Origin of the sequence: Methylobacter sp. S3L5C (assembly GCF_022788635.1) — a bacterium.
Classification (GTDB): Bacteria; Pseudomonadota; Gammaproteobacteria; order Methylococcales; family Methylomonadaceae; genus Methylobacter_C.
The window spans coordinates 3,940,960-3,966,598 of the sequence record NZ_CP076024.1 but is presented as its reverse complement, the minus strand read 5'-3'; the positions used below and the strand labels follow the sequence as shown (position 1 = coordinate 3,966,598).

The window sequence follows — 25,639 nt, the reverse complement described above, 5'->3', positions numbered from 1 at the left end:
TCCAGGAAAAATATGCCCAAGTAGCACAGGATTTTTATTTGTCTTCACAGCTATAAAATAGCCATGTAGCTGGCCATGTAACTATTTTGACAATGCAGTAAATGAATGAAAAAATTATTTTTGAAGGTGTTTTCCATAAAAAATTATCTTAAATAATCGAAAATTTTCTGTAACTTGTGCGGTGAGTCCTGTGCACAACAGCAGATAAAATTATTTTGCTTGCAGGTAAATTATGTTACCTAACATAACCCAAAATGACAACTCAGGTTTTATAGTGCCTGCAGCTGAATTTATCAATCATCCAAGGGTAAAGCATATTTATGGCAATGATCCAAATAACCGGCTTCGTGACTAGCCATTAACTGCACAACACTTTTCCATAACCAGGTCGGCGTGTTGCGTGACTTTCCTTGATTGAGCTTCAGTTCACGGCGCCAGCTTTTGCGGGTAATGTCATCCATTTGCCTGGCATGTGCACAACCAACAACATAGGCAAGATAATTTGCCATACAAATAGCTTCATTTATACTCATTTGATCAAGATCGAGCTTAAGATCTTGTGGTAACAGTTCGCGAATAAATACGCCATGATCCAGGAAACGTTGGGCAATGATACGCTCACCCAAAGCAGGCGACATTTGACTCACTCCTTCAACGACACGCACTGCATTATGGCGAGGCATGCTGACATGTTGATAACGCGGAGCGGCTGAATGTACGGCTTCTTTAATATCGATAAGGCAATAGTCATCCCTATCAACACTGACCAAAACTGCATAGCGCATCAAGCCCAATGAGCTACAACCTTTTACCCAGTAAGCCGCATCCAATACCTCAATCTTGGCATCACTGTCGCGCGACTTTAATTTAGTGACCAACGCTAATATTTTTGGGGTTTCAAATAATTGCCTGATGCCATTTTTCTCGGCTTTGGATAGTGGCCAGAATTTTTTCCCTTGCAGAATTTCTGATTGTGTATTGACCGTGCGTTCCTTGGCAAGCTTTTTCCAAGTGCGCTTGACCGCGCCACGCATAACTATTTTTACCAAATCAGGTTTTTTGATAAAGACTCGCTCCTCATCTGTGCCGAGGGCTTGTTCATAACCTTCCATCATGTGCTCAAGCATATGTGCTGTAACTACTCCTGGCAGGTTTGAGCCTTGGGCTGCTGTTGCCAATGACAGGGCAAGCCTTAAAAGGTCATGTGCCGGATTACCAATAACCGTCTGATCAAAGTCGCGTATTTGTACATCGACCTTGCCATGAATATCGGCTAGCGGACCAATATTACCAAGATGGCAATCACCACAAATCCAAATAGCCGGTCCATGTGGCAAGGAATGACCACGTTGACTGTGCAGCCATTCGTAATACTGGGCAGTATTACCACGCATATAGGCATGAGGCGAACGAGCCATTTTTTTATTGCGTCTTGCAATCAATAGGGCATGGCGCTCGTCGGGAGTAGGTATTTTCATTGATTTAAGTCCGTTTTAAAAATATAACGAGGTTCGCTACTCTGCAACCAATGCAGACACCTGCCGGTGCACCAGCTAAGCATCAAAATTTAATAAATTCAATGGTCAGCGGGTATCTATATGCCTCGCCTTTGCTCGAACGAACTGCCGCAACCAAGCAAAAAACCATATTTAAAACCACTATTAGCCAGGGTAAAAATAGTCCGATAAGTACCACTACCAGAATCCAGCTAATGCCGTAATAAATAAGTGTTGTTAGTTGCCAGTTGAGTGCGTTTTTTGCATTCTCTTTGATCCAGCCATCATTTTTGACCAGATAGACCAATAACGATGGTAAAAATCCAAAAAAAATACCACCAAGATGAGTCGCGACGACAATGAGTCTATCGGTCTCTGAATTGCTATCATAATTTAGGTTATTCATCTTTTCTCCTTGAGATATTGATCAATTTCAGGAACAGAAATCTGGAGCTTTAGTTGGCTATAAATCCCTATAATACCAGTATTTCCGTGACAGAAAATTTCTTTGCAATATTGGTATCGACCAAAAGCAAGACAGGTTGCACTTTATCAAACTCATTTAAATCAAGGCAATTTTGTCATCTGAACCAATCCCGGTTTGACAGTGTTTCGCCCCAAGCGCATCATGCTCCAAAAATGGAGGCAAGCTTATCGGATTTCCTGAGCTTGGTCATGGAATTATAATGGTTAGGGCATGGCGGTAAAACCGCCGTGAATAATTGCATTTTTTATCCGTTAGTTGTGAGGTAACAGGTATGGAATTAAAGCGCTTTATTTATGCGACAATCGATAATCGCTCAGAAATGCCGGACTTGGCTCAATACCAGGCGGGCGGAATTAATGCGGCACCTCTTGAAGTTGTCTGTTACCGGGATATTGCCGCAGTTGTGAGCGCCATCGATATTGACCAACTCGTTCCTGATTTGCCGCTTGAAGGAATAACCGAACAACAACAAGAAAGTTACAAGGCATATCTGCTAAAGTATCAACAGGTCAATTCGTTCCTCTTTGAAAAGATCGGCAGCGGTGGAATGCTGCCACTAAAATTCGGTTTTACAGCCAGCAGTAATGAAGCGGTTGAAAAGGTTCTGGAGCAGGCTTATATTCAATTAAGAAGCTGCCTTGACAGATTGCAAGGGACGATGGAGCTGGTAATTCAAGCCTCGTGGGAGCTGCCAAAGATACTTCAGGATATCGTCAAAAGCAATCCTGACTTGGCGGGTACAGACGCGGTACAGACTGGCAAGCTGCTTTTTGAAGCAGCTGAGGTGAAAAAGCGTAAGTTGGTTGCGGATATCCATGGCACGTTATCACCGCTATCAAAAGACTATCTGGATGCACCACTCAAAACAGAGGCAATGATTTTTAACAGAAGTTATCTGGTTGAAAAAAAGCAGGAGTCATTATTTGACGATTCTGTTGACGCTATAGCGACTGAGCTTGAAGATTATTTAACTTTTCGTTATATAGGACCCTTGCCAGTGTATAGTTTTGTTAATATCGAGTTGAATCAAGGTAATTTTTTGATGGTAGACAAGTCACGAAAGCTATTGCAGTTACCCGAGCAGGCTTCCTGGGAGAGTATAAAATCGGCTTATCGACAGTTGCTTTTGGCTAATCATCCAGATAGAAATCCTGATGACACAAAAGCTGCGCAACGTACCAAAGACATCGTTGAAGCCTACGAAATTGTTAGCGCGTATTGTCATAGTTTGCCAAAATTTGGGGAGCCATTAAAGTTTAATGAATACTCTTTTAACAAGGAGGCCGTCGAGAAATCTTTTATTGTTGATAACAAGGGCGCGGTGTTGGCTCGCATCAATAAATCTGAGTCCGCTGTATGAATAAGGCAATCGGCATTGATCTTGGAACTACGAATAGTTGCATGGCTGTGCTTGTTTGCGGAAAGCCACTCATTATTCCGAACGCAGAGGGCGAGCGGACGACGCCGTCCGTGGTTGCTTTCACACAAGACGGGCAACGGCTGGTAGGCTTATCTGCCAAGCAACAGCATGCCGATAACCCAAAGGACACCATCACTTCAATAAAACGCTTTATGGGTCGCCAGTGGGATGAGGTCGCCGAGGAAATTGCCATTGTTGCCTATCCTGTCGGAAAAGCTGATGGCGGTGATGTTATCGTTACTGTTAAAGGGATAACGTACGCACCTCAAGAGATCAGTGCAATGATCCTGCAGAAATTGAAAACTGATGCCGAGACTTATTTGGGTGATTGCGTGAATGAGGCTGTCATTACTGTCCCTGCTTATTTTAATGATGCACAGCGCAAAGCCACCCGGGATGCCGGAAGAATCGCCGGGCTTAATGTGCTGCGCGTTATTAACGAGCCGACTGCCGCTTCGCTCGCCTACGGACTGGATAAAACAGCTAACCAGATGATTCTTGTCTTTGATCTCGGTGGCGGTACTTTTGATGTTTCAATCCTTGAGCTTGATGCCGGCCTGTTCAAGGTTAAGGCTACCAGCGGTGATAACCATTTGGGTGGCGATAACTTTGATAAAGCTATCGTTGATTGGTTACTTGACAAGTTTAATCGTGAGCAAGCATGTGATTTGGCCAAAGATCCGCTTGCCATGTTGCGCCTTTATGCTGCTGCAGAGAAAGCCAGAATTGAACTCTCAACGGTGCTGGTGACGCATATTAATCTGCCGTCCATTTCAACTACAGCAGCAGGCCCAAAGCACCTTAACTTCGAACTTACCCGTGCCCAGTTAAACGAACTAAGCGCAGCCCTGATCGCCCGTATTGTAAGGCCGGTTATGCAGGCCCTCGCTGATGCAAACATTAACGCCGAGGCGATTGATCACGTCGTACTTGTTGGTGGCATGACCCGTATGCCGGCTATTCAGGACAAAGTTAGGGCGTTGATCGGTAAAGAGCCGCACCAGGACATTAATCCCGATGAGGTCGTTGCTATTGGTGCGGCAATTCAGGCTGGGGTTCTCTGTGGGGAAATTACCAATGTTCTGTTACTTGATGTCACTTCGCTTTCGTTGGGGATAGAGACCAAGGGTGGTGTCTTCACGAAACTGATTGAGCGAAATACCAGTATTCCAACGCGTAAAACACAAACATTTACAACGGCCGAGGATAATCAGGACTCGGTAGAAATTCACGTTCTCCAAGGTGAGTCGGAGATGGCTGCCTTTAATAAATCGTTAGGTACGTTCGTGCTTGTTGACTTGCCACCAGTGCGGCGTGGTTTGCTTGAGATTGATGTTACCTTCGATATTGATGCCAATGGAATCATCACTGTAATGGCCGAAGATATCGTCTCCGGTAACGAGCAGCAGATAAGAATCGAAGGTAGCACCAGCCTTGGTGAGAATGAAATTAGCCGTATGATAAAACGTGCCGAGGATTATGCCGAGGCAACACACAGACTGCGCGAACTTGCGGACGTGCGTAACCACGCCGAAGTCCTTGCTTCTGAAATCGAACTCTCATTGAATATTTATTACACTCAAATAACGGAGTCCGAGGAATTAATAATCAGAGAGCAAATGACAAAATTACGGGAATTAATCAAAGGTGTTGATATAGGTACAATTCGTACTGGTATTGCCGCTTTGGTATATGCCGCTCAAGTCCTAAAACACAAAAAATAATTATGACCGTAACAAAAGCTGGTAAGTTAAGGCGTACTTAGGCGATTTCCTGAGAAAAATAGACCCAATTCGCTGGTCTTTTTTTTATTTTCTGCGTTGTCAAAATAGTTACGTAGCCAGCTACGCGCCTATTTTTCCGCCTTGAAAATAAACAAAAATCCTGCACCACTTGGGTATATTCATTCTTGGATATCGCCTTATTAATTAACAATCCATCGCCATAGTTGCGATAAATATTCATTATATGCAACAGATCTTGACTATTAGCGGCCAAATCGTTTTACCTGATACCAGTGTTTTTATTGATTTACCCTTGCCGCCGTTGTACACGCATACACCGATGACTATGCCGGTGCACATTATCCATGGCAAAAAATCCGGTCCCCGATTATTTATTTGTGCGGCAATACACGGCGATGAGCTAAATGGTGTCGAAATTATTCGTCGTCTTTTAAAAGCCCTCGCCTTAAAACGCATAACCGGAACATTAATCGCGATCCCCATGGTGAATGTTTATGGCATTATTCATCATTCGCGATATTTGCCGGATCGGCGAGATTTGAACCGTTCTTTCCCTGGCTCCAAATCCGGAGCACTGGCCTCACGAATAGCGGATCTGTTTATGAGTGAAATTGTGGCAAACAGCACACATGGTATTGATTTACATACGGGTGCCATTCATCGTAGCAACTTGCCGCAAATACGTGCCAATCTGGATGATGAAACAACATTGTCCTTGGCCAAGGCGTTTAATGTTCCCGTCTTGATTAATGCCAATCTGCGTGATGGCTCATTAAGAGAATCAGCAGCTGAGCTAGGCATTCCCATGTTGCTGTATGAAGCGGGTGAAGCTTTGCGTTTCGATGAAGTATCAATCCGTGCCGGCGTAAGGGGAATTCTAAATGTGATGCGTCATTTGGGCATGATTGCCGGCAGAAAAAATCGTAAAATTGCTACTGCCAAAGAACCCTATATCGCTCGTTCCAGTAGCTGGATAAGGGCACCCGGTAGCGGTATTTTTCGTACCCTGAAATCATTGGGCTGTCGAGTCGCAAAGAATGATTTGTTGGGTATGATTAGCGATCCGGTTTCCAGTCTTGAGATCGAAGTTATCTCACCATTTAGCGGCATTATTATAGGTCGTAGTGAAATACCTCTGGTGCATGAAGGCGAGGCTGTCTACCATATTGCAAAATTTGAAGATTCCAGGGAAGTTGCTGAGCAGGTAGAAAACTTTCACGATGATATTCTACCGGAAGATAATAATGACTATGAGGAGTTAGCTATTGTTTAATGGAAGGTTGTTTTGTAATCTGTCTTCAAAAATCGCTAACAACATAGAAAAACGGTAACCCCTAAGTAAAATATATATAAGTACGTTTGCAAGAGCATTTACCTTCCTGAAATTATAATTTACCTAAGAAACTCATTATGAATGATTCCAATCTTTCCCCAAGCGACCGGGTTTTTATCCACAAATCACTTGAAGCGACTATCCGAATAGCTCTGTTGCTCATCATTACGGTCTGGTGTTTCAAGATCGTTGAGCCTTTTATCGCGCCGATAATCTGGGGGATTATTATTGCCATTGCGGCTCATCCACTTTACAGTCGACTGCGAACAATTCTCGGTGAAAGGCACAAACTTGCGGCTACGGTCTTTACTTTCATCTTCCTGATAATATTAATAGTCCCTACCGTACTGCTGACTGATACGCTGATTGACGGGATAAAAATGTTGGCAGAGAAAATAAAAGATGGCTCGCTGTCAATTCCACCGCCGCCCGAAAATCTTGGCAACATAATGATTATCGGTAAACCGCTAGCCAAGTTTTGGTTGCTGGCCTCACAAAACATCGATAATGCTTTGCAACAACTCACACCGGCATTTAAAGTTATCGGTAGCTGGCTATTATCAGCGGCAACCGGTGCGGGTCTTGCCATTTTACATTTTATAGTTGCCATCATTATTGCCGGCGTATTATTGGCTAATTCCAGTGGCAGTAATCGAGTCGCTCGTGCTATTACTTATCGGCTTGCTGATGAAAAAGGTGCTGATCTTGCCGACTTGGCAGAAGCGACGGTACGCAGTGTGGCTAACGGTATTTTAGGCGTTGCAGTCATTCAAAGTTTACTTGCAGGGATCAGTTTTATGGTTGTGGGTCTGCCAGCTGCAGGTCTTTGGGCTCTGCTTTGTCTGATTTTTTCTATAGCCCAGATTGGTACTGCTCCGATCTTGATCCCGGTAATTATTTACCTGTTTTACAACGCTGATACGTTTACTGCTGTAGCTTTTTTGGTCTGGGCCATTCCTCTTAGTTTAATAGATAATATTCTTAAACCAATCCTGCTGGGTCGAGGCGTTAAGACACCGTTGGCAGTTATTTTTATCGGCGCAATTGGCGGTCTTCTCAGTTCGGGCGTTATCGGCCTGTTTATTGGTGCGGTTATTTTGGCGCTTGGTTACGAGCTGTTTTTGTTATGGCTTAATACCGATTCATCCTCTGAGTCGTTATAGCGTCCGAAGTTGATTAAGTGACTTTATTTTATGCACGCTTAACGGACTTAATTAAATCATGGTTCTATGGTTGGAATGTGACACAAGCCTTTACGTAAAAGGCTTTGTTGCCAGCACAAAAAAAGCCTGGCCGGCTCTCATGGAGCCAACCAAGCTTTTTAAAGATAAAAATTTATCTTAGGTAAGGTTATGGTAATAAGGTAATGCGATTTTTCAATCCAGGTGCTATCAGACTATTAGAACTAAAATAATATTCAAGTGCATCTAAATCGAGTGCCCCACCGAGACGGTTTGTCCCTTGTATGAGTACATAAAGCTGATCGCCGCCGTCGGCCATAAAGTTATTAATCGAAACGCGATAGTTTGCGGCAGGATCAACCATGATACCGTTGATTTGAATACTGGCTGGATCGACGTTATCACAAGCCGTGCCCTTTTCTTTCCATTCATAGCTAAAGCCGGTTGAAACTTGCAGGATACGGTTAAAAGGTTGGCCGCCAACTGGTGCACTGGCTGGATAACCTACAGTACAACCGGTGAACTGTTGTTCCAGCAACGTGTGAATTTGATCACCCGTTAATGTCACAGAAACAAGCGTATTGCCAAAAGGTTGCACGGTAAATACTTCACTGTAAGTTACGTTACCGTCACCTTCGCCTGCTGCGCTGTTTGCATAGCTTATATCTGCGCGAATACCGCCAGGATTCATGAAAGAAACTACAGTTTCGCCAAAGCCGACACCTTGGGTTTCTAATAACTGCGCATCGGCAATCACATCGCCTAATGCTGATTCACCAGCACTGTTGACTGTTTTGGTAATCGTCGCACTTACTGTGCCGATCACACGATTGGCTATAGGAGTCGAGATAGTTTTGTAATTATTAACAATGGTTTTAATCGCAGCATTTGGTGTTACGGTTGCATTAGTGCGATCAACGACGATATTATTTGCCGAAACGGCACTGACTTCACCGGTGGCTTTATTAACAGTCAGGTTAATATCGGTTAATACTTTGCCTTGAGCGCTTGCACTGCTGACCGAGATCATGCGGCCATCCCGGTTGGCGATTTGGCAATTATAGGCTTGATGAGTGTGGCCTGAGACGACTAAATCAACTTCATCATCCAATTGATTAACGATAGTTTTGATAGGGGAGTTGTTCAGACCGCCATCGCACAGATTGATCGTTGAAAAGCTTTGTGTAGTCGGGACAACTCCACCTTGATGTATCAGCACTACGATGGATTCAACGCCACGTGCACGCAGTTGGGGTATCAATGCATTGACTGTTGCAGCTTCATCCTTAAACTCCAGTCCAGCCACGCCGCTTGGCGTAACAATGGTTGGTGTTTCTTTTAAAGTCATGCCGATAAAGCCTACGCGAATACCGCCAACCACTTTAATTGCATAAGACGGAAAAATCGTTTTACCGGTAGCCGTTTCCACGACGTTGGCAGCTAGAAATTTAAACTTGGCACCTTCAAAAGGTACAGGCGTGCCAACGTCAACACCACGGCAAGAGTTCAAATCAGTAGGATGGCAACCACCGGTTTGCATGCGTTTTAGTTCAGCTTTGCCTTCGTCAAACTCATGATTACCGACTGAATTAAAATCCAATCCTAGACGGTTCATGGTTTCAATGGTGCCTTCATCATGGAATAGCGCAGAAATGAGCGGTGTTGCACCGATGATGTCACCCGCTGAAACCACTACCGTATTAGGATTTTGACTCTTTAGCTTGGCAATATATCCTGCCATCCAATCTACGCCACCTACAGCGACATTTGATGCTGCTGAACTGATAGGCGTTTGGCGAAGCGTACCCGGTGATTCCATTTGTCCGTGAAAGTCATTGAAGGCAATGATTTTGATGGTTGTGGTGTTATTGGGAACTGCATTGGCACAATTCATCGCAGTTAAACTGAGTGCGATAGCTATTGCAAGTTTGTTCAATTTCATAGGTTACAGTCCTAAAGAGTAGTTTTACGACGACGAGCGACAAAGCTCATCAGTGCAGTACCGGTTAAATACAACCAGGCAGCGGCAGGCAATGGAACAGCTGTCAGGCTGACCGCACCAAATGTGGAGTTAAGCTCAATGCTTGAATCATCCAAAGCGGACTGACTTAGAAGACCGGTGATGCTATGGGTGCCGGCGCCTAACAAAAAGCTACCGTAACTAAAATTAGAATCAGCAGACGCTGCATCAAAATCATGGCCTATACTGTCCGGGTAAGTATTAACAGCAACCGAGGTTTGCCCCAGCAAATTTCCATTATCGTAAACGTTATAACGATCTCCGGCAAAGCCGCCATCAACAACTTTCAAATAGGCTGATCCGGTTAAGGTAAAATCAAAGCTTAATGCGTCATTACTTTCATAGTCTATCCACTCAAGATTTCCAGAATTTGACAACATTTTACTTACGTCAAATTCGTTCCATGTGCCATCGGCAACCAGTGAGGCGGCTTCAGCTTGGCCACACAGTGTCGACATTAAAACTGCGGCGATAAATAGTTTATTTTTGTTCATTAAGATTACTTCCAGTAAGAAAAGTGATTGGTGCTAAGTTTGGTAAAAGACAAATAATGCACGTACTTTGCATTGGTAAATAGCGAGCTAATAATGAAGAGTTTTTGTGATGACGTTATTATCATTTCAAGACGATTTAATGAAATGTAATACATATGTACTTTGTATGAGGATATTGCTGTGTGCACCTGAACAGGTTATCAACTCACCAAACTGTAGCAACTAGCGCTTTTGGTTTTTAGCTGATCGTCATAAATTTATGTAAGCTTCTCGTATTACATGTCACCGTATTGTTCGCAAACTGTCATGGTTTCTTAACGGCTTGTAAATAATTAACTTGTAGTATTTACGAGCTTGCAGAATTTAAGGGAGTTGGATAGTTAAGTGTCACTCGGTGGGCGTTACCTGGTCATTGGTAATGTTTTTTCTGTGAGTCAAGCCATGGGCTTAGAGCCTGTTAACCGATTTTAATGCAAAGAGAAACTACGACAATGATCGCAAAAAGTTTAAGTCGCTATCCACTACTGGTAGCTGTGGGGGCCATCGGCTTTATCGGCAATGCTCAGGCAGTTACCCCGGTTTTTATCAACGAAATTCACTATGATAATGCCGGTACTGACAGCGGCGAAGCTATCGAAATTTCCGGCCCGGCAGGTACCAATCTTAGCGGATGGTCGCTCGTACTTTATAATGGCAACGGCGGCGCCGTATACAATACAAAAGCCCTCAGTGGTTTGATTACTGATCAATCTGGTAATGGCTTTGGTACGCTGAGCTTTAATTATCCAACTGACGGCATACAAAACGGCTCACCAGATGCTATCGCCCTGGTAAATGGCACTACGGTAGTGCAGTTTTTAAGTTATGAAGGTACCTTTGTTGCCGTTGGTGGCGCTGCGGCTGGTATGAGCGGAGTCAACATTGGAGTGAATGAAACCTCTGCACCAGTCGGTCAATCGTTGCAATTAAAAGGCAACGGCACCAACTATGAAGATTTTGTCTGGAATTCGGCTTCTGCCAGTTCATTTGCCGCTGTCAATACTGGTCAAAGCTTTAATGGCGGGAATGGCGGAGGCACTACTCCTCCTCCAGTTTCTCAATGTGGTCAGGGTGCGACTTTAATTAGTGCCATCCAAGGCAGTGGTAGTGCAAGTCCATTAATTGGCTCCATTGCGCATGTTGAAGCGGTAGTCAGCGGCGATTTTCAGGACAGTGCCAAGTTGAACGGCTTTTTTGTACAACAAACTGATAATGAAGGCGATGGAAATGCTGCGACATCTGAAGGCTTGTTCATCACTTCCAACAGCCCGGTTAATGTCGGTGACAGAGTGCATGTCGTAGGTACCGTTACCGAAACCTTCAGTATGACTCGTCTGGAAACTGTCAGCTCAGTCAATGTCTGCTCAACCGGCAATACTTTGCCAACGGCAGTCAGTGTCACTCTACCGTTTGAAAACCTCAGCAATAATCCGGAATGGCGGGAAGGTATGCTGATCAATTTACCACAAGTATTAACGGTTACCGAAAATTACACCTTGGCGCGCTATGGCGAATTATTGTTGTCGACCGGCGGCCGTTTAATGACGCCAACCCAAATTGCCGCTCCCGGTCAGACAGCTATTGATGTTGCTGCGCAAAACCTGCTTAAGCAGATACTGGTTGACGACGGTTCCAGCACTCAAAATCCGGATCCGGTAATTTATCCTGAGCCGACTGGCTTAAGCGCAGCCAATACTTTGCGTAGCGGCAATACGGTAATGAGTGCTACCGGCATTCTGGCCTATGATTACAGCGTTTATCGTCTGTTGCCTACACAGCCACTGACCTTCGTGGCGGATAATAATCGCACGACAACACCGGGCTTATTAACACCGGGTTCTTTAAGTATCTCTGCTTTCAATGTACTTAACTACTTCAATGGCAATGGTCTTGGTGGCGGGTTTCCGACAGCACGTGGCGCCACTACAACTATTGAATTTACTCGGCAGCGCAATAAAATCATTCCAGCTATCCATGCCCTCAATGCTGACATCATCGGTTTGATGGAAATCGAAAATGATGGTTATGGTAGCAATAGCGCCATTGCTGATTTGGTTAACGGTCTTAACCAGTTGGCCGGAGCCGGAAGTTATGCTTTTATTAACCCTGGTGTTAGTAAAATCGGTACTGACGAAATTAGCGTCGGTATCATCTACAAGCCCGCTAAAGCCAGTGTAGTCGGCTCTGTGGCGATTCTGGATTCTTCTGTTAATCAGTTATTTGTCGATACCAAAAATCGTCCCGCTTTGGCACAGACCTTTTTGGACAAAGCATCCAATAAAATGCTGACTATAGCGGTTAATCACCTTAAATCCAAAGGCTCAGCTTGTCTTGATCTTAACGATCCTGATACCGGCGATGGTCAAGGTAATTGCAATCTCACTCGTACAGATGCAGCTGAAGCACTAGCAGCTTGGCTATCGGCTGATCCTACTCATAGTGGCTCTGATAACGCCTTGATTGTCGGCGATCTGAATGCTTATGCCAAGGAAGATCCGATCACTGCATTGCGTAATGCCGGCTATCAAAATCTGGTAGAAAAATTTATCGGTAACAATAGCGCCTACAGCTATGTATTTGACGGTGCCTCCGGTTACCTTGATCATGCGTTGGCCAATGCGGCATTAACGTCGCAAGTTAAAGGCATCACTGAATGGCACATTAATGCCGATGAACCGATTGCGCTAGATTACAACACCGAGTTTAAAAGCGGTGCGCAAATCAGCAGCTTTTATGCGGCAAATGCTTATCGGTCATCTGATCACGATCCTTTGTTGATCAAGCTGTTTGTACCCGGCGATCTTGATAACGATGGTGATGTCGATGCAAACGACGCCAGCTTGGTAAGAGCGCAGGCTGGTAAATGTCCCGGTCAGTTTGGATTTAACCAGGAAGCCAACTATGACAAAATCGGCTGCATATCCGCTGCCGATTATCGAATCTGGTATGGCTATTACAACAATTATAACAGCAGTTTAAAGGCTGTTAAATAAACGCCCATCACCGGAAAGTCAGGTCGCTTTCCGGTGACAAGCCTCAACCCTATTTTGGATAAAAATCATGAAAAATCTAATTCAAATTTTAACACTGGTTACCGTGTTTCTTTTAAGCATCGCCCCAAGCCATGCCGCCATTATTTCGTTTTCTCTGGATACTGCAAGCAACCAAGTTCAGGTCGGTGATTCTTTTGATGTCGATGTTATCGTACATGATCTGTTCGCCAATGACTTAACCGATTCTCTGCTGGCTTTTGGTTTGAATGCCCTCTATTCAACTAACGGTCTGCTTGCATTTACCGGTAGCACTATCAATCCGCTGTTTGAAGATAATTCAGTGAATTATGGTCTGAATGCCGCTGGTTGGGTATATGACGCTATCACTAATGACGTAGTTGTGGGACAAACATTAACCCTGGCAAGTTTGCATTTTCAAGCACTGGCAGCAGGTAATGTCTCAATTTTTGTTGATTCTGAGTTATCGGATTTTAATCAAGGTTTAACTTTTTTAAACCAAGATCGGTCAGCAATAAACGTTAGTAGCAACTTTACTATTAGCGCCGTGCCATTACCTCCTGCCTTGCTGATTTTTATCAGCGGTTTGGTAGGTATGAGTTTTAGCGCATTTCGCAAGCGTTTCGTCTAGGCTAGACTCCTGGCAAGGCAGGGCAAGCCTGCTATCCGAAAAATTATCCAAGCGAGTCGGGACCAAGCCGGAACATTATTTCGGCTTGATCCCGACTCGCTTTTTTATTGATAATCCAGTTGTTCAAAATTAATGCTTTTTATATCTGGCGAGTAAGTTACTTGTTTGCAATCAAATTGGATAGAGTGCTCGCCCACTTACGTACTTTTCCTGATAATAACGATTGTCTATCGCTAGCTACGTCAAATTGTAAGACGTCTATGTCTCTGTATTCCTTTATAAACCCATTGTCTTTACTACTGATCAGGTAAATTTTTAGGTTTGTTGCCATATTTCATGCCAAAATATAGCACTATCTTAAGTGCTAATTAGAGAAACTATGAAAATTGCTATTTTATCCCGTAACGCTAAACTCTATTCAACCGCTCGATTGGTTGAAGCAGCGCAAGCACGCGGACATGAGGTACGGGTTTTGGATGTTTTGCGTTGCTATATGAATATTACCTCGCATAATCCATCCATCCATTATCGGGGAGAAGATTTAACCGGATTTGATGCTGTTATTCCAAGAATTGGTGCTTCAGTGACATTTTACGGTACTGCAGTACTCAGGCAATTTGAAATGATGAATGTTTTTCCTCTAAATGAGTCGGTAGCCATCTCACGTTCAAGAGATAAATTACGCTCGGTTCAGTTACTCGCCAGAAAAGGTATCGGTCTGCCAGTAACCGGTTTTGCCAATAACCCGGATGATATTGAAGATTTAATTTCTCAAGTCGGTGGCGCCCCATTAGTGATTAAACTGTTGCAAGGTACTCAAGGTATTGGCGTGGTATTGGCAGAAACCCATAATGCCGCTGAAAGTGTTATTCAAGCTTTTATGGGCCTGAATGCCAATATTATGGTTCAGGAGTTTATTAAAGAAGCGGGTGGCAGTGATATACGCTGTTTTGTGGTTGGCGATAAAGTCGTCGCAGCCATGAAGAGGCAAGCTTTGGATGGTGAGTTTCGTTCAAATTTGCATCGTGGTGGCTCGGCAGCCCTGATACGTTTGACACCTGAAGAGCGCTCAACCGCAGTGCGTGCAGCAAAAATAATGGGATTGAATGTCTGTGGTGTTGATTTGCTGCGTTCAAATCATGGTCCGGTTATTATGGAAGTTAACTCATCACCCGGTTTAAAAGGTATTGAAGCGGCCAGTGAAAAAGATATTGCCGAATTGATTATACAGTTTATTGAAAAACGTTTTGAAACCATGGAAACGACAAAGGATAAATCACCGACCCGGACCCGGACTCGAGGTAAAGGCTAAAATCCCTTGACTATTTTTGGTCGATTTTTTTCCTTCGTAGTTTATCATGTCAAGCTGATCGAATATAATTTGGTCACAGAATCCAAAAAAAATGCCCCGTTAGTTTCCTGACGGGGCATTTTATTCTCAAAGCAGCGTCAATAAATCACTGCTTTTTCAGCGTGGAGCGGGAATACTTTCTGGTTACCTGTAGCGTCCCGAACGACTTGTTAACCCAAACTGTTGCTATTTTATAGCAACTGAATCTTGGTTTGTTGTTGTTCAAGGTTGTTTAGATTTGACAGTAAATCCGCCAGCTTGGTTTTTTCTTTGTCAATAACTTCAGGTGGCGCTTTATCAATAAAGGTGGGGTTGCTTAACTTGCCTTCAATTCTCGGCAGATCATTTTTAATCTTTTGTATTTCTTTTTCCAATCGTGCCAGTTCAGCCTCTTTATCTATAAGGCCTGCCATAGGGATCAGAATTTTCAATTCACCAACCAAGGCAATCGCCGATTCAGGCGTTGCGTCATCGCTATTTAGCCAGGTAATAGACTCCAAGCGGCCCAGTCTTTTTAAATAAGCCGAGCTATTCGTTAAGTAATCCTGGTCAGTCACTGAGCCATCTTGTAGTAATACCGGTAAAGGCTTACCAGGGGCAATGTTCATTTCACCACGAATACGGCGCACACCTAAAATAAAGTTCATAACCCAATTGATTTCAGCGACCGCATTGTTATCAATCCGTGCTCCATCAGCGATTGGATAAGGTTGCAGCATGATGGATTCAGCGTTCGCTGCGCCAGTTCCCGAGTGGCTTGCGGCATACACACCATCACTGGCGATAATCCCTGCTAACGGTGCTACACGTTGCCAGATTTCTTCAGTGATAAATGGCATGATGGGATGTGCCAAGCGTAAGATAGACTCTAAAACGGTCAACAGCGTTTTGCGGGTACCGCGTTGAAGAGCTGCATCATCGGATTGCAGCGATATTTTTGCCAGTTCCAGATACCAGTCGCAATATTCATTCCAGGTAAATTCATAAATCGCTTGTGCCGCCAGGTCAAAACGATAATTATCAATCGCGTTGCTGGTAGTCGCTGTTACTTGATCCAGTCTGGAAATAATCCAGCGATCAACTTGTGTGTAGGTGCACGGTGCATCAGATAAACCGTTATCCTGTTCTTCGGTGTTCATCAATACGAAACGTGCAGCATTCCAGAGTTTATTGCAAAAATTGCGATAACCTTCGGTTCTGGCAAGATCAAAACGAATATCCCGTCCCGTAGATGCCAAAGAAGCAAAAGTGAAGCGCAAGGCATCGGTACCGTAAGATTGGATGCCATCCGGAAAATGTTTACGTGTATCTTGTTCGATTTTTTTGGCTAAATGCGGTTGCATCATGCCTGAAATGCGTTTTGCTACCAAAGTTTCCAGTTCTATACCGTCGATGATATCAATCGGGTCGAGTACGTTACCTTTGGATTTGGACATTTTTTGGCCTTCGGCATCACGCACCAAGCCATGGATATAAACCTCTTTAAACGGCACCGCACCCTGGAATTTCAGGCCCATCATAATCATCCTGGCTACCCAGAAGAAAATAATGTCAAAACCCGTTACCAGAACACTGGTTGGGTAATGCTTGGCCAGTTCCTCAGTATTTTCCGGCCAGCCCAAGGTAGAAAAAGGCCATAATGCGGAAGAAAACCAGGTATCCAGAACATCTTCATCCTGTCTGAGTGCATAGTCCGCTGATAGATTGTGTTTGTCGCGAATGTCCTGCTCAGAGTTGCCAACGTAAATATTACCCAGTTCGTCATACCAGGCCGGGATACGATGACCCCACCATATTTGCCGGGAAATACACCAGTCCTGAATATTGCGCATCCAGTCGAAATAGGTATTTTTCCAGTTGTCCGGCACAAACTTGATATCGCCGTTTTCAACCGCAGCAATCGCAGGTTCTGCCAACGGCGCGACCTTAACGTACCACTGATCCGTTAATAAGGGTTCGATAACACTGTTGGTACGGTCGCCGCGCGGCACCATTAATTTATGGTCAGCAATTTTTTCCAGCAAATCGAGTGCTTCCAGATCAGCAACCATGACTTTACGGGCTTCAAAACGATCAAGGCCGCAATATTTTTGCGGGATCAGCTCATTTTCATCCTCGGCATTACTGCGTATTGCAGCATTAACCGTTAAAATATTAATCAGGCCGCCATGGGGTAAATCCTGAATGGCTGAGGTATGGCGATGACGTGTCCACACTTCGTAATCGTTAAAGTCATGGGCAGGCGTAATTTTGACACAGCCTGTACCAAATTCAGGATCAACATAGTCATCGGCAATAATGGGAATGCGACGACCGGTTAATGGCAGTTCCACAAATTCGCCCAGTAAATGTTTGTAACGGTCATCATTGGGATGTATCGCTACTGCTGCATCACCAAGCATGGTTTCAGGGCGCGTGGTCGCAACTACCAAATGGCCTTGGCCATTAGACAAAGGATAACGCAGGTGCCACATAAAACCGTTTTCTTCTTCAGAAAGCACTTCCAGATCAGATACCGCGGTATGCAAAACAGGATCCCAGTTGACCAGACGCTTGCCGCGATAAATCAGGCCTTCTTCATAAAGTTGTATAAATACGGCTTGCACGGCATCAGACATACCGTCATCCATCGTAAAACGTTCCCTGTCCCAATCCAGGGAAGAGCCCATACGCCGCAGTTGACGGGTAATCGTACCGCCGGATTCTTCTTTCCATTGCCAGACTTTTTCAAGAAATTTTTCGCGCCCCAAATCATGGCGGGTTTGGCCTTCGGTATTACATAGCCGTTCGACCACCATTTGCGTAGCAATACCCGCATGGTCAGTGCCCGGTTGCCATAAGGTGCTATAGCCTTTCATACGGTGATAGCGGGTTAGGGCATCCATAATGGTATCCTGAAAGGCATGACCCATATGTAAGCTGCCGGTGACATTAGGCGGTGGGATCATGATGCAATAAGATTCACCTTCCGATTTGGCGGCAAAGTAGCCTTTTTCTTCCCAAGTTTGATACCAGCGTTGTTCAATTGAATGCGGAGCGTATATTTTTTCCATGGATGCGTTATTATTTTTGTGAAAAATTAGGTATTTGGTTGGGTTGGTTTTATTGCATGGTAACCAAAAGGATACGGTGTTGGTTCGCCGGTTTACATGACCCTGATTACACGCAATTAATGCCCAATCTTATGGGTAGTTATGGTTAAACCTGACTGCTGATAGTGTCGGTAGCGATTTCTACCCAGTTCTTTGGCGGTTTCGCTATTATCCAGTATCTCAAAAATGCGTTCGATTTTGTCGAAGTGTTCGGGGCAATGCGAAGACAGGTTAATAACGGTGTTTTGCCAATGCTCAGGCACATCAAGTGAGCCAATCAAAATGACTTTTTCAATGGCCGAGCTCGCTACCTGCGAGCTTTCGGCATACACACCATCCTTGGCGATAAATGGCAATTCGCCCGTGTAAATCTGGTGTGGAATAAAACTGCCTGCCCTGAAAGTCCAGAGCAGGTCGTCTATTTTTTGGCTTTGTTCTGTATTATCAGTGAGTACATAACAAAAACAACCGTTACGATAGGCCTTCTCGATGAGTTTGCAGGCAAACTCATCGCGTTCCTGTATCGATTGTGACGGCAGGATATAAAAGCTGACTTCAGCCATGCGCCCGGTTAATCAGGTATTGGCTTAATAACGGCACCGGACGACCGGTTGCACCCTTGGTAGGACCAGTGCGCCATGCTGTACCGGCAATATCGAGATGCGCCCAGTGGAAGTTTTCAGCAAAGTGTGACAGGAAGCAGGCTGCAGTAATAGTACCGGCATCTTTACCGCCAACATTAGCCAGATCGGCAAAATTGGATTTGATTTGCTCCTGATATTCTTCCCACAAAGGCAAGCGCCACAGGCTATCGGTAGACGTTTCACCGGCGGCCAACAAGTCATTACACAAAGCGTCATTATTACCAAGCAAGCCGCTGGGGACACGGCCCAAGGCCACCAGGCAGGCACCGGTTAACGTTGCCATGTCTATCACGACATCAGGGTTAAATCTTTCTGCATACGTTAAGGCGTCACAAAGAAGCAGGCGGCCTTCAGCATCCGTATTTAATACTTCAATGGTTTTTCCGGACATACTGGTTAAAATATCTCCAGGTTTATTGGCGTCACCATCGGGCATATTTTCCGAGGAAGCAATCAGGCCGATAATATTCAGTGGCAACTGCATTTGTGCTGCAGCCAGCAACGTTCCAAGAACCGTTGCACCACCGCACATATCATATTTCATCTCATCCATGCCGGGAGCTTGTTTTAAGGAAATACCACCGGCATCAAAAGTCAGGCCTTTGCCGATCAACACGATGGGCTTGCCGTTCTTTTCACCGCCGCGATAATCCAGCGTAATCATTTTAGCGGGTTGGCGGCTACCGCGTGAAACCGATAATAAAGCGCCCATTCCCAACTTTTCCATGTCGGCTTCTTCAAGGATGCTAATATCAAGGCTGGGGTATTGCTTGCCCAACTCAAGTGCTTGCTCGGCAAGGTAGGTTGGCGTACAGATATTACCCGGTAAATCACTTAACAGTTTGGTCAGATTGACGCCTTCGGCAATAGCTTTCCCTTGAGTCAGGCCGGCTTGGGCAAGTCCACGTTCAGCTTCTGGCGTGGTAATGCAGATTTTCTCAACTTTACTGTCCGTTTCTTTATTCGATTTGTAGGCAGTAAATTGATAAATGGCATCGCTAAATACTTCGATGATTTGGCGGGTTTTCCATTGTCGATCAGCATCAATAACGTCAGCATCTGCCAAGCTACAGACAACTGATTTAATGGATGTTTTTTTAAGACTGTTAATGGCGGCAAGCAGTGCTTTTTTGTAATTTTTGCCAGATAAGGCCTGGTTTTCACCCAGCCCGACCAGCAAAATACGTTCAATAGAGCTATCCTGGATAGCATTTATTAACACGGTTTCGCCATTTTTACCGCTAATGTCACCACGGGCAAGAATTTTGTTAATCAGTCCCTGAGTATTAACGTTGACTGAGTTTGCAGATGCGCTGAGTTGCAGGTCCTGGTAAACACCGACAATAAGACAATCACATTGTAATGTTTCTAATGGCGCGGTTTCTATAGCATATTCCATAATTTAACTCATAATATTTGCTGATTAAAAATCTTATCATGATCAGACAGAATGAATGTCATAGCAAGATAAGCTGTTTACCTTTAATTATACAACCAATATCTGTCCTAAACAGCTACAGAGGTTTTTTTAAAGAGAATTAATCAGCAAGGATAGGCTATGGGGCCCTGATTTTGGTGAGTTTTTGAGGATGTTGGCGTGAATAAGTAAGAGGATAAAATTAACTGGCAGACGATTCTGTTATTGGTTTCAGGGTTTTATGAACGGCAAATAAATTTCGCCGTGTCAGGCATACCTGACTTGTGCGGTTTAGGGAGGCTAGCCTAACTGAAATAATTCTTTCATTAGGCGTTCAACACCCCAAGATACCAGCAAGCCAAAAAAAACCATTGTTAGTGAGCCATACATAATAGTGGTAGCATTGATCTGGTCGCTTTTGATGATGGGTTTATTCATGGCAGTTAGCTCACAATAACGATTTAATAAAGTTATTGTGATTGCATTTTGTTAAAGCATGATGACATTTTTATGATAGTTTTGTGACAGTAAAGTGTTTGAAATTGATAGGGCAATATCAATGATGGGCAGTGTTAATTTGGTAAGCCTCTATCATGGCTTTGTTCGTATCCGGCATTATCGAAGCTACATAAAGTTTATTGCCGTAGATTAATGGCGAGGAAAGCGGGCGTCCTGCTCCTGCCAAGGTTTGTTTGGCAACCAATGCGCCATCTTTAATTCGGACACCATAAATTGTACCATTAGTATTAATATCTATAATCCATACTACGGCATTACCGTTTTCAGTTGGTGTGTTGATGACAGGCAAAGAGGGGTGGCTTCTGAATGTTTTTAAGGCCTTGGGACTTGAAGGATCAGGAAACTGCCAAAAGCGCTTGAATTTTGGCTGGCCCTTTTCCATGACAATTTTTAGCGCGATCAATCCGGCTGGATGGGTCTTATCAGCCACAAAAGCAGGAATTACTACAATCGGTGTATCATTAACAAAGGTAACCACCGGTTGGGTAACAATCATGCCCATCCACCCCAACTTACATTCATCAGTTTTGGTTCCACATAAATCAACAAGTTGCAGGCGATCATATTGAGTTCCCAGATGTTCTGCATCAATTAAATAGACACTGCCGTCCTTGCTGGCTTGCACCAAGACAGAATAGCCGGTAGCCATGTTTACTTTAACGGGGGCACTGGCACCCAAATCGTAGTCCATCCAGGCCAGACATTCCCAGAAAGATTTATCATTACAATCACCCGAGGCAGGATTTAAAGGGAGATCGCTTTCCAATAAGCGAGGAATAAATAAATTTTTGCAGGATGCCATGCAAGCCCTGTCGGGATTGGTAGGATTAAAATTTGCACACAAATTTGCATCGCAACCGGCATCAAATTTTAGCCCTGGCTTTACCCGCATAATGGTATTGGCAAAATCATGCCGGTCAAGATTAATTTGCCCGTTGCCGGTAGGTACAAATAATTCAAAGTCATTATCAGACTGATAGATTTGTGGATCGGCGGGCGTCCAAATACCGCCACCGCAAATCATTTCCTGATTACCAAATTCTTTGGTTACCGGACAGTCAGTTTCTGGTGTTGTTAACAACACGCTACTAATTGCCGGTATTGCATCTGTATTTTTAAGTTCTTTTTTGTCAGTATGCCAGGCATCCAGATCAATTTCAAAAAGCCAGCCATGGTAAGGTTGTTCGTCACCGGAATTACCAAAAGCAGCATACAAATAACCTAAATTTGAATCTGGTTTGAGCGCATGTTTTAGCGCTGAATGTGAAAAGGCGGTAGGTGGATTAAATTTTACCGTGCCAATTCCGTCAATAGTGGGTTTTTCGGCAGATAGCACCAGTACTGGAAAGGCTTCGTCCAGTTGTTTTTTAGCAAGATCAATAACCGCTAGACGATGACTGGTACGCACACCTTTAGTCAGGCATTGATAAAGTATAACTAGTTTATTGTTGATTATTATCGGCGTTGAAATAAGCTGAGCCAATTGGCCTTTAGGTGTTGGTGCATTAACTTGCCAGTCCAAAGCGCCTGTTTCACCATCCAGTGCGGCAATAAGTCCATTTGAAGCGGGCACTATAATCAGTGGTCTACCTTGCGACAAATCCAGTAGTGGAGAGGCAATAATACTGTCATCAAAAGTAACCGAGGGTAGGGCATCGCCAGGGAAAAGTCTTTCCAAGGTAAAGTGCTCCGATTTTTTAAACTCTGACCCATAAAGACCTGCAGAACTGATTAGAATAATGCTGGCCAGAATAGCGATTGCAGGCGAACAATAACGCAATGTAAATTTGATGACGGTTTTGTTCAAGCGTGACTCGGTAGTTTTGAAGAAAAATGAGTCGTATCATACGGGTGAAATGTGACGAAATGATGAAAGCGGGCGACAGGATTATTGGCTTTATTTACGATCATTAGTAAAAATAGCGACTCCTTGCCTGCTTCGCTCGTTTCAACTTGGCAAAGGAGCTAAACATAACTAACTAATTAATTGACTTGAGGCCGTTTTGTAAAGTCTGGATTTTCATTACGCTGCGCTTCGTGAAAATACATGGGGCTATCGGCGCTAAAAATCTTCACTATGAAGATGCTCCGTTGTCTCGATTTTCAGTGTCGGTCATCAAAATTTAACCTGATTGTCATCGTACGTTCACAAAATTGACACGCAATTGACACTTTGTTTGATTACTGTATCTGCATCTTTAATTGAGCTATGTGACTACCCATGAAAAAAATAGATACAGCAATACTCATTAAACCGACTAAAAAACTGGAATGTTTTTTGGCAGACTCAGACGCTTTGATAAAAGAAGCTCAGGCGTTGCGCTACCGGGTTTTTGCACAGGAAATGGGAGCCAAGTTAAAAACCGAATCTGAAGGCCTGGATTATGACGAGGTTGATAGTTATTGCGATCATTTAATTGTATATGACAATACCAATAAAAAAATAATTGGTTACACGCGTTTGCTAACCCAACATCAAGCTAAACAACTGGGCCGGTTTTATTCGCAGGATGAATTTAACCTGGATCAAGTTCTGGCATTGCCCGGTCGTTTTCTCGAAATAGGTAGAACTTGTATAGATCCTGATTATCGCGGTGGTGCAGTGTTAACCACGCTATGGTCGGCATTAGTGCAATACGCACTGGAAGGCGAGTTTAATTATTTACTGGGTTGTGCCAGTATCACTCCGGGTCCAAGTGGCTTTGCCGTAGATGCCGTTTATCGAAATATTGATTCTAAAAATATTGCCCCTGCATCCTTGCAAGTTAAACCCAGCATTCCAGTACCTGATGCATTACGATGTCAACGCGATGAATCAGGTATTCCGCCGTTACTTAAGGCCTATTTGCGTTTTGGAGCACTGATTTGCGGCGAACCTTACTGGGATAAAGATTTTAACTGTATGGATTTATTTGTATTGCTGCCACTGGATCAACTAAAAGATCGTTACAGCAAACACTATATGCGCGGCTATATCGCCAAGGATGGTGTGTATGCTGCAAGCCAGTCGGGAGCTGGCGCAGCGATCGCCAAGGATGGTGTGTATGCTGCAAGCCAGTCGGGAGCTGGCGCAGCGATCGCCAGGGATGGTGTGTATGCTGCAGGTCAGTCGGGAACTGACGCAGCGATCGCCAGGAATAGCGTGTATGCTGCAGGCATTCCGGGAGTAACGCCCGGCGCAGGCGACTAATGAAATTGAAACTTCGGCTACTTTATAAACTTGTCCTTATTGTTCTGCTGTTTAGCTATGGCTTAATCATTGCGGGAGTATTATTTTCATTACTTAAATTGCTGTGTTCGGCAAATAATGCAAAAAATAAGCGCAATACCTTAAAAACCCATTGGTTAAAAATATTTAGCGGCATTATGAATCTGGATATTGTGCTGGAAGGCGAGCTACCGCACCCAGGTACTTTTTTGGTGTGTAATCATATTTCCTGGTTGGATATTATTGTTATTGGGCAGTATTTACCGGCTCATTTTGTCGCCAAGAGTGACATTTTAAGCTGGCCGATTATTGGTTATTTGTCCAGGCAGGGCGGTACTATTTTTATTCGTAGAGGCGATAAAAAGCATATTAAAGCCACGACTGAACAAATGCTCTGGATTTTAAAACAAAACAACAATATTATTGCCTTTCCTGAAGGCACAACCACTCAGGGCGATGATGTTTTGAGCTTTCATGCGTCTTTATTTCAACCGGCATTATTAACCAAGTCAGCCATTCAACCGGTGGCGCTTCAATATTACGGTTTAGCAAAACAACAAGCGCCTTTTGTTGGCGATGATGATTTTCTTCCGCATTTAATAAAAATGTTGAGTTTGGATAAAATTGAAGTACACGTTTCTTTTTTACCGGTGATTAACAGCTCAGGCAGTAATCGTCAATCAGTTAGTATTGAAGCCAGAGAGCTGATATTAAAGGTGATAGAGAACAATTTATTAGTAAATAAATTGAATCAGCAGCGAGTAAAATCAGCTTTTTCACAAAAATAATAATAATTAAAAAAATCATTAAAAAATTACTTACAATTGTAATTTTATTGTAGTTTAATAACTACGCTTGGACCTCCTTTCAAGTAAAACTCAGAGATACTGATTATGAAACTAAAAAACAAAACTAAAGTTCTGGCTGCGGCCATTGCTTTTGCTGGCATGGCTTACTTACCGCAGGTAAGCGCTTCTATAACTTCTTATTCAAATGATGAATCTGACTATTATGCTCAACAAAGTGTACTGGCTGGTAATTCGTCGTTTACCGAGTGGTATGACTTTACAGTAATTGGCAGTAACTTTGACCTTAGCGCGACAGCACTTTATTCCACCAAGAATAACGGTACAAAAGGTACTAATATGACATCTTTTACCCTTTATGATGGAGACCGCACCAGCTTAATAAGCAATCAGTCCGAAAGTGTGATGGTTAGTTCGGGTGGAGGCACAGATAAATTTTATAGGTTGCTCTCTAGTTTTGGCTTGATAGAAGGTAACGTATATTCTTTAAAAACCACAGGAAATATTTTAGGTACTAAAGCAGGAAGTTATGGCGTTAATTTTGAAATTACACCCACAGATGTAACTACCCCCGTTGTACCTCCAATTGTACCTGCCGCTGTACCATTACCTGGTGCGGTTTGGTTGATGTTGACCGGTATGGTTGGTGTGTTCGGTTATCAAGCACGCAACAAGAAAGCGGTTTAATTCTCGCAACTGAATTAAATCGGGATCTTTAAAACTTGCCGTCCATACAACAATGTAT

The 25,639-nt window shown here is 43.8% G+C and carries 18 protein-coding genes and 1 pseudogene; 10 read left to right on the top strand and 9 right to left on the bottom strand.

Going from position 1 to position 25,639, the window contains the following annotated elements:
* Positions 1 to 293: 293 nt before the first annotated feature.
* Both KKZ03_RS17980 and KKZ03_RS17975 read right to left on the bottom strand, forming a co-directional pair.
* A complete protein-coding gene (locus KKZ03_RS17980; protein ID WP_243218158.1) occupies positions 294 to 1,478 on the bottom strand; it encodes a DUF2252 family protein in 1,185 nt (394 codons plus the stop codon).
* 82 nt (positions 1,479 to 1,560) lie between these two features.
* Entirely contained in the window at positions 1,561 to 1,902 is a 342-nt protein-coding gene (locus KKZ03_RS17975) for a DUF4870 domain-containing protein (protein WP_243218157.1), read from the bottom strand.
* 352 nt (positions 1,903 to 2,254) lie between these two features.
* Between KKZ03_RS17975 and KKZ03_RS17970 the strand changes: the two genes are divergently transcribed.
* The 4 genes from KKZ03_RS17970 to KKZ03_RS17955 all read left to right on the top strand — a co-directional run bounded on the left by KKZ03_RS17970 (position 2,255) and on the right by KKZ03_RS17955 (position 7,644).
* Positions 2,255 to 3,343, top strand: coding sequence for a GvpL/GvpF family gas vesicle protein (locus tag KKZ03_RS17970; protein ID WP_243218156.1), 1,089 nt, complete (start codon positions 2,255 to 2,257; stop codon positions 3,341 to 3,343).
* Positions 3,340 to 5,127 (top strand): molecular chaperone DnaK, encoded by a 1,788-nt coding sequence (gene dnaK, locus KKZ03_RS17965; protein WP_243218155.1) that lies wholly within the window; start codon positions 3,340 to 3,342, stop codon positions 5,125 to 5,127. The genes KKZ03_RS17970 and dnaK overlap by 4 nt, the downstream gene beginning before the upstream one ends.
* Positions 5,128 to 5,371: 244 nt before the next feature.
* The gene (locus KKZ03_RS17960) at positions 5,372 to 6,421 is read left to right on the top strand and encodes a succinylglutamate desuccinylase/aspartoacylase family protein (RefSeq protein ID WP_243218154.1); all 1,050 of its coding nucleotides are present in this window, start codon (positions 5,372 to 5,374) and stop codon (positions 6,419 to 6,421) included.
* A gap of 137 nt (positions 6,422 to 6,558) precedes the next feature.
* A complete protein-coding gene (locus KKZ03_RS17955; protein ID WP_243218153.1) occupies positions 6,559 to 7,644 on the top strand; it encodes an AI-2E family transporter in 1,086 nt (361 codons plus the stop codon).
* A gap of 187 nt (positions 7,645 to 7,831) precedes the next feature.
* On the opposite strand, the gene KKZ03_RS17950 is transcribed toward KKZ03_RS17955, so the two are convergent.
* Positions 7,832 to 9,604, bottom strand: a complete 1,773-nt coding sequence (locus KKZ03_RS17950) for a bifunctional UDP-sugar hydrolase/5'-nucleotidase (RefSeq protein WP_243218152.1) — start codon at positions 9,602 to 9,604, stop codon at positions 7,832 to 7,834.
* An 11-nt stretch (positions 9,605 to 9,615) separates the two neighbouring features.
* Positions 9,616 to 10,176, bottom strand: a complete 561-nt coding sequence (locus tag KKZ03_RS17945; protein WP_243218151.1) for a VPLPA-CTERM sorting domain-containing protein — start codon at positions 10,174 to 10,176, stop codon at positions 9,616 to 9,618.
* Between the two features lie 470 nt (positions 10,177 to 10,646).
* Between KKZ03_RS17945 and KKZ03_RS17940 the strand changes: the two genes are divergently transcribed.
* From KKZ03_RS17940 to rimK, 3 genes are all read left to right on the top strand, one after another.
* Positions 10,647 to 13,208 (top strand): ExeM/NucH family extracellular endonuclease, encoded by a 2,562-nt coding sequence (locus KKZ03_RS17940; RefSeq protein ID WP_243218150.1) that lies wholly within the window; start codon positions 10,647 to 10,649, stop codon positions 13,206 to 13,208.
* 67 nt (positions 13,209 to 13,275) lie between these two features.
* Positions 13,276 to 13,857, top strand: coding sequence for a hypothetical protein (locus tag KKZ03_RS17935; protein ID WP_243218149.1), 582 nt, complete (start codon positions 13,276 to 13,278; stop codon positions 13,855 to 13,857).
* A gap of 379 nt (positions 13,858 to 14,236) precedes the next feature.
* A complete protein-coding gene (rimK, locus tag KKZ03_RS17930; RefSeq protein WP_243218148.1) occupies positions 14,237 to 15,169 on the top strand; it encodes a 30S ribosomal protein S6--L-glutamate ligase in 933 nt (310 codons plus the stop codon).
* A gap of 230 nt (positions 15,170 to 15,399) precedes the next feature.
* Here rimK and KKZ03_RS17925 read toward each other — a convergent pair whose 3' ends face one another.
* From KKZ03_RS17925 to KKZ03_RS17905, 5 genes are all read right to left on the bottom strand, one after another.
* Positions 15,400 to 18,261, bottom strand: a complete 2,862-nt coding sequence (locus tag KKZ03_RS17925) for a valine--tRNA ligase (RefSeq protein ID WP_243218147.1) — start codon at positions 18,259 to 18,261, stop codon at positions 15,400 to 15,402.
* Positions 18,262 to 18,377: 116 nt separating this feature from the next.
* The gene (locus KKZ03_RS17920; protein WP_243218146.1) at positions 18,378 to 18,863 is read right to left on the bottom strand and encodes a DNA polymerase III subunit chi; all 486 of its coding nucleotides are present in this window, start codon (positions 18,861 to 18,863) and stop codon (positions 18,378 to 18,380) included.
* Entirely contained in the window at positions 18,856 to 20,343 is a 1,488-nt protein-coding gene (locus KKZ03_RS17915; RefSeq protein ID WP_243218145.1) for a leucyl aminopeptidase, read from the bottom strand. The genes KKZ03_RS17920 and KKZ03_RS17915 overlap by 8 nt, the downstream gene beginning before the upstream one ends.
* 318 nt (positions 20,344 to 20,661) lie before the next feature.
* Positions 20,662 to 20,799, bottom strand: coding sequence for a hypothetical protein (locus tag KKZ03_RS17910; protein ID WP_243218144.1), 138 nt, complete (start codon positions 20,797 to 20,799; stop codon positions 20,662 to 20,664).
* A gap of 118 nt (positions 20,800 to 20,917) precedes the next feature.
* On the bottom strand, positions 20,918 to 22,687 hold the full coding sequence (locus tag KKZ03_RS17905; RefSeq protein WP_243218143.1) for a PQQ-like beta-propeller repeat protein: 1,770 nt from the start codon (positions 22,685 to 22,687) through the stop codon (positions 20,918 to 20,920).
* A gap of 414 nt (positions 22,688 to 23,101) precedes the next feature.
* Here KKZ03_RS17905 and KKZ03_RS17900 point away from each other — a divergent pair.
* The 3 genes and pseudogenes from KKZ03_RS17900 to KKZ03_RS17890 all read left to right on the top strand — a co-directional run.
* Positions 23,102 to 23,860, top strand: a pseudogene (locus KKZ03_RS17900) (GNAT family N-acetyltransferase); the annotation flags it as partial.
* Between the two features lie 209 nt (positions 23,861 to 24,069).
* Positions 24,070 to 24,876, top strand: a complete 807-nt coding sequence (locus KKZ03_RS17895) for a 1-acyl-sn-glycerol-3-phosphate acyltransferase (protein ID WP_243218142.1) — start codon at positions 24,070 to 24,072, stop codon at positions 24,874 to 24,876.
* A 105-nt stretch (positions 24,877 to 24,981) separates the two neighbouring features.
* Positions 24,982 to 25,581 carry a hypothetical protein gene (locus KKZ03_RS17890; protein ID WP_243218141.1) on the top strand — a complete coding sequence of 200 codons (600 nt, stop codon included), beginning with the start codon at positions 24,982 to 24,984 and terminating at the stop codon, positions 25,579 to 25,581.
* Positions 25,582 to 25,639: the final 58 nt, after the last annotated feature.

Excerpts from the sequence above, each read along its gene's own strand:
- KKZ03_RS17975 (WP_243218157.1), bottom strand. The coding sequence starts at position 1,902 with ATGAATAACCTAAATTATGATAGCAATTCAGAGACCGATAGACTCATT.
- dnaK (WP_243218155.1), top strand. The coding sequence starts at position 3,340 with ATGAATAAGGCAATCGGCATTGATCTTGGAACTACGAATAGTTGCATG.
- KKZ03_RS17950 (WP_243218152.1), bottom strand. The coding sequence starts at position 9,604 with ATGAAATTGAACAAACTTGCAATAGCTATCGCACTCAGTTTAACTGCG.
- KKZ03_RS17940 (WP_243218150.1), top strand. The coding sequence starts at position 10,647 with ATGCAAAGAGAAACTACGACAATGATCGCAAAAAGTTTAAGTCGCTAT.
- KKZ03_RS17915 (WP_243218145.1), bottom strand. The coding sequence starts at position 20,343 with ATGGAATATGCTATAGAAACCGCGCCATTAGAAACATTACAATGTGAT.
- KKZ03_RS17970 (WP_243218156.1), top strand. The coding sequence starts at position 2,255 with ATGGAATTAAAGCGCTTTATTTATGCGACAATCGATAATCGCTCAGAA.
- KKZ03_RS17980 (WP_243218158.1), bottom strand. The coding sequence starts at position 1,478 with ATGAAAATACCTACTCCCGACGAGCGCCATGCCCTATTGATTGCAAGA.
- KKZ03_RS17895 (WP_243218142.1), top strand. The coding sequence starts at position 24,070 with ATGAAATTGAAACTTCGGCTACTTTATAAACTTGTCCTTATTGTTCTG.
- KKZ03_RS17945 (WP_243218151.1), bottom strand. The coding sequence starts at position 10,176 with ATGAACAAAAATAAACTATTTATCGCCGCAGTTTTAATGTCGACACTG.
- KKZ03_RS17955 (WP_243218153.1), top strand. The coding sequence starts at position 6,559 with ATGAATGATTCCAATCTTTCCCCAAGCGACCGGGTTTTTATCCACAAA.
- KKZ03_RS17920 (WP_243218146.1), bottom strand. The coding sequence starts at position 18,863 with ATGGCTGAAGTCAGCTTTTATATCCTGCCGTCACAATCGATACAGGAA.
- KKZ03_RS17925 (WP_243218147.1), bottom strand. The coding sequence starts at position 18,261 with ATGGAAAAAATATACGCTCCGCATTCAATTGAACAACGCTGGTATCAA.
- KKZ03_RS17910 (WP_243218144.1), bottom strand. The coding sequence starts at position 20,799 with ATGAATAAACCCATCATCAAAAGCGACCAGATCAATGCTACCACTATT.
- KKZ03_RS17890 (WP_243218141.1), top strand. The coding sequence starts at position 24,982 with ATGAAACTAAAAAACAAAACTAAAGTTCTGGCTGCGGCCATTGCTTTT.
- KKZ03_RS17960 (WP_243218154.1), top strand. The coding sequence starts at position 5,372 with ATGCAACAGATCTTGACTATTAGCGGCCAAATCGTTTTACCTGATACC.
- KKZ03_RS17935 (WP_243218149.1), top strand. The coding sequence starts at position 13,276 with ATGAAAAATCTAATTCAAATTTTAACACTGGTTACCGTGTTTCTTTTA.
- rimK (WP_243218148.1), top strand. The coding sequence starts at position 14,237 with ATGAAAATTGCTATTTTATCCCGTAACGCTAAACTCTATTCAACCGCT.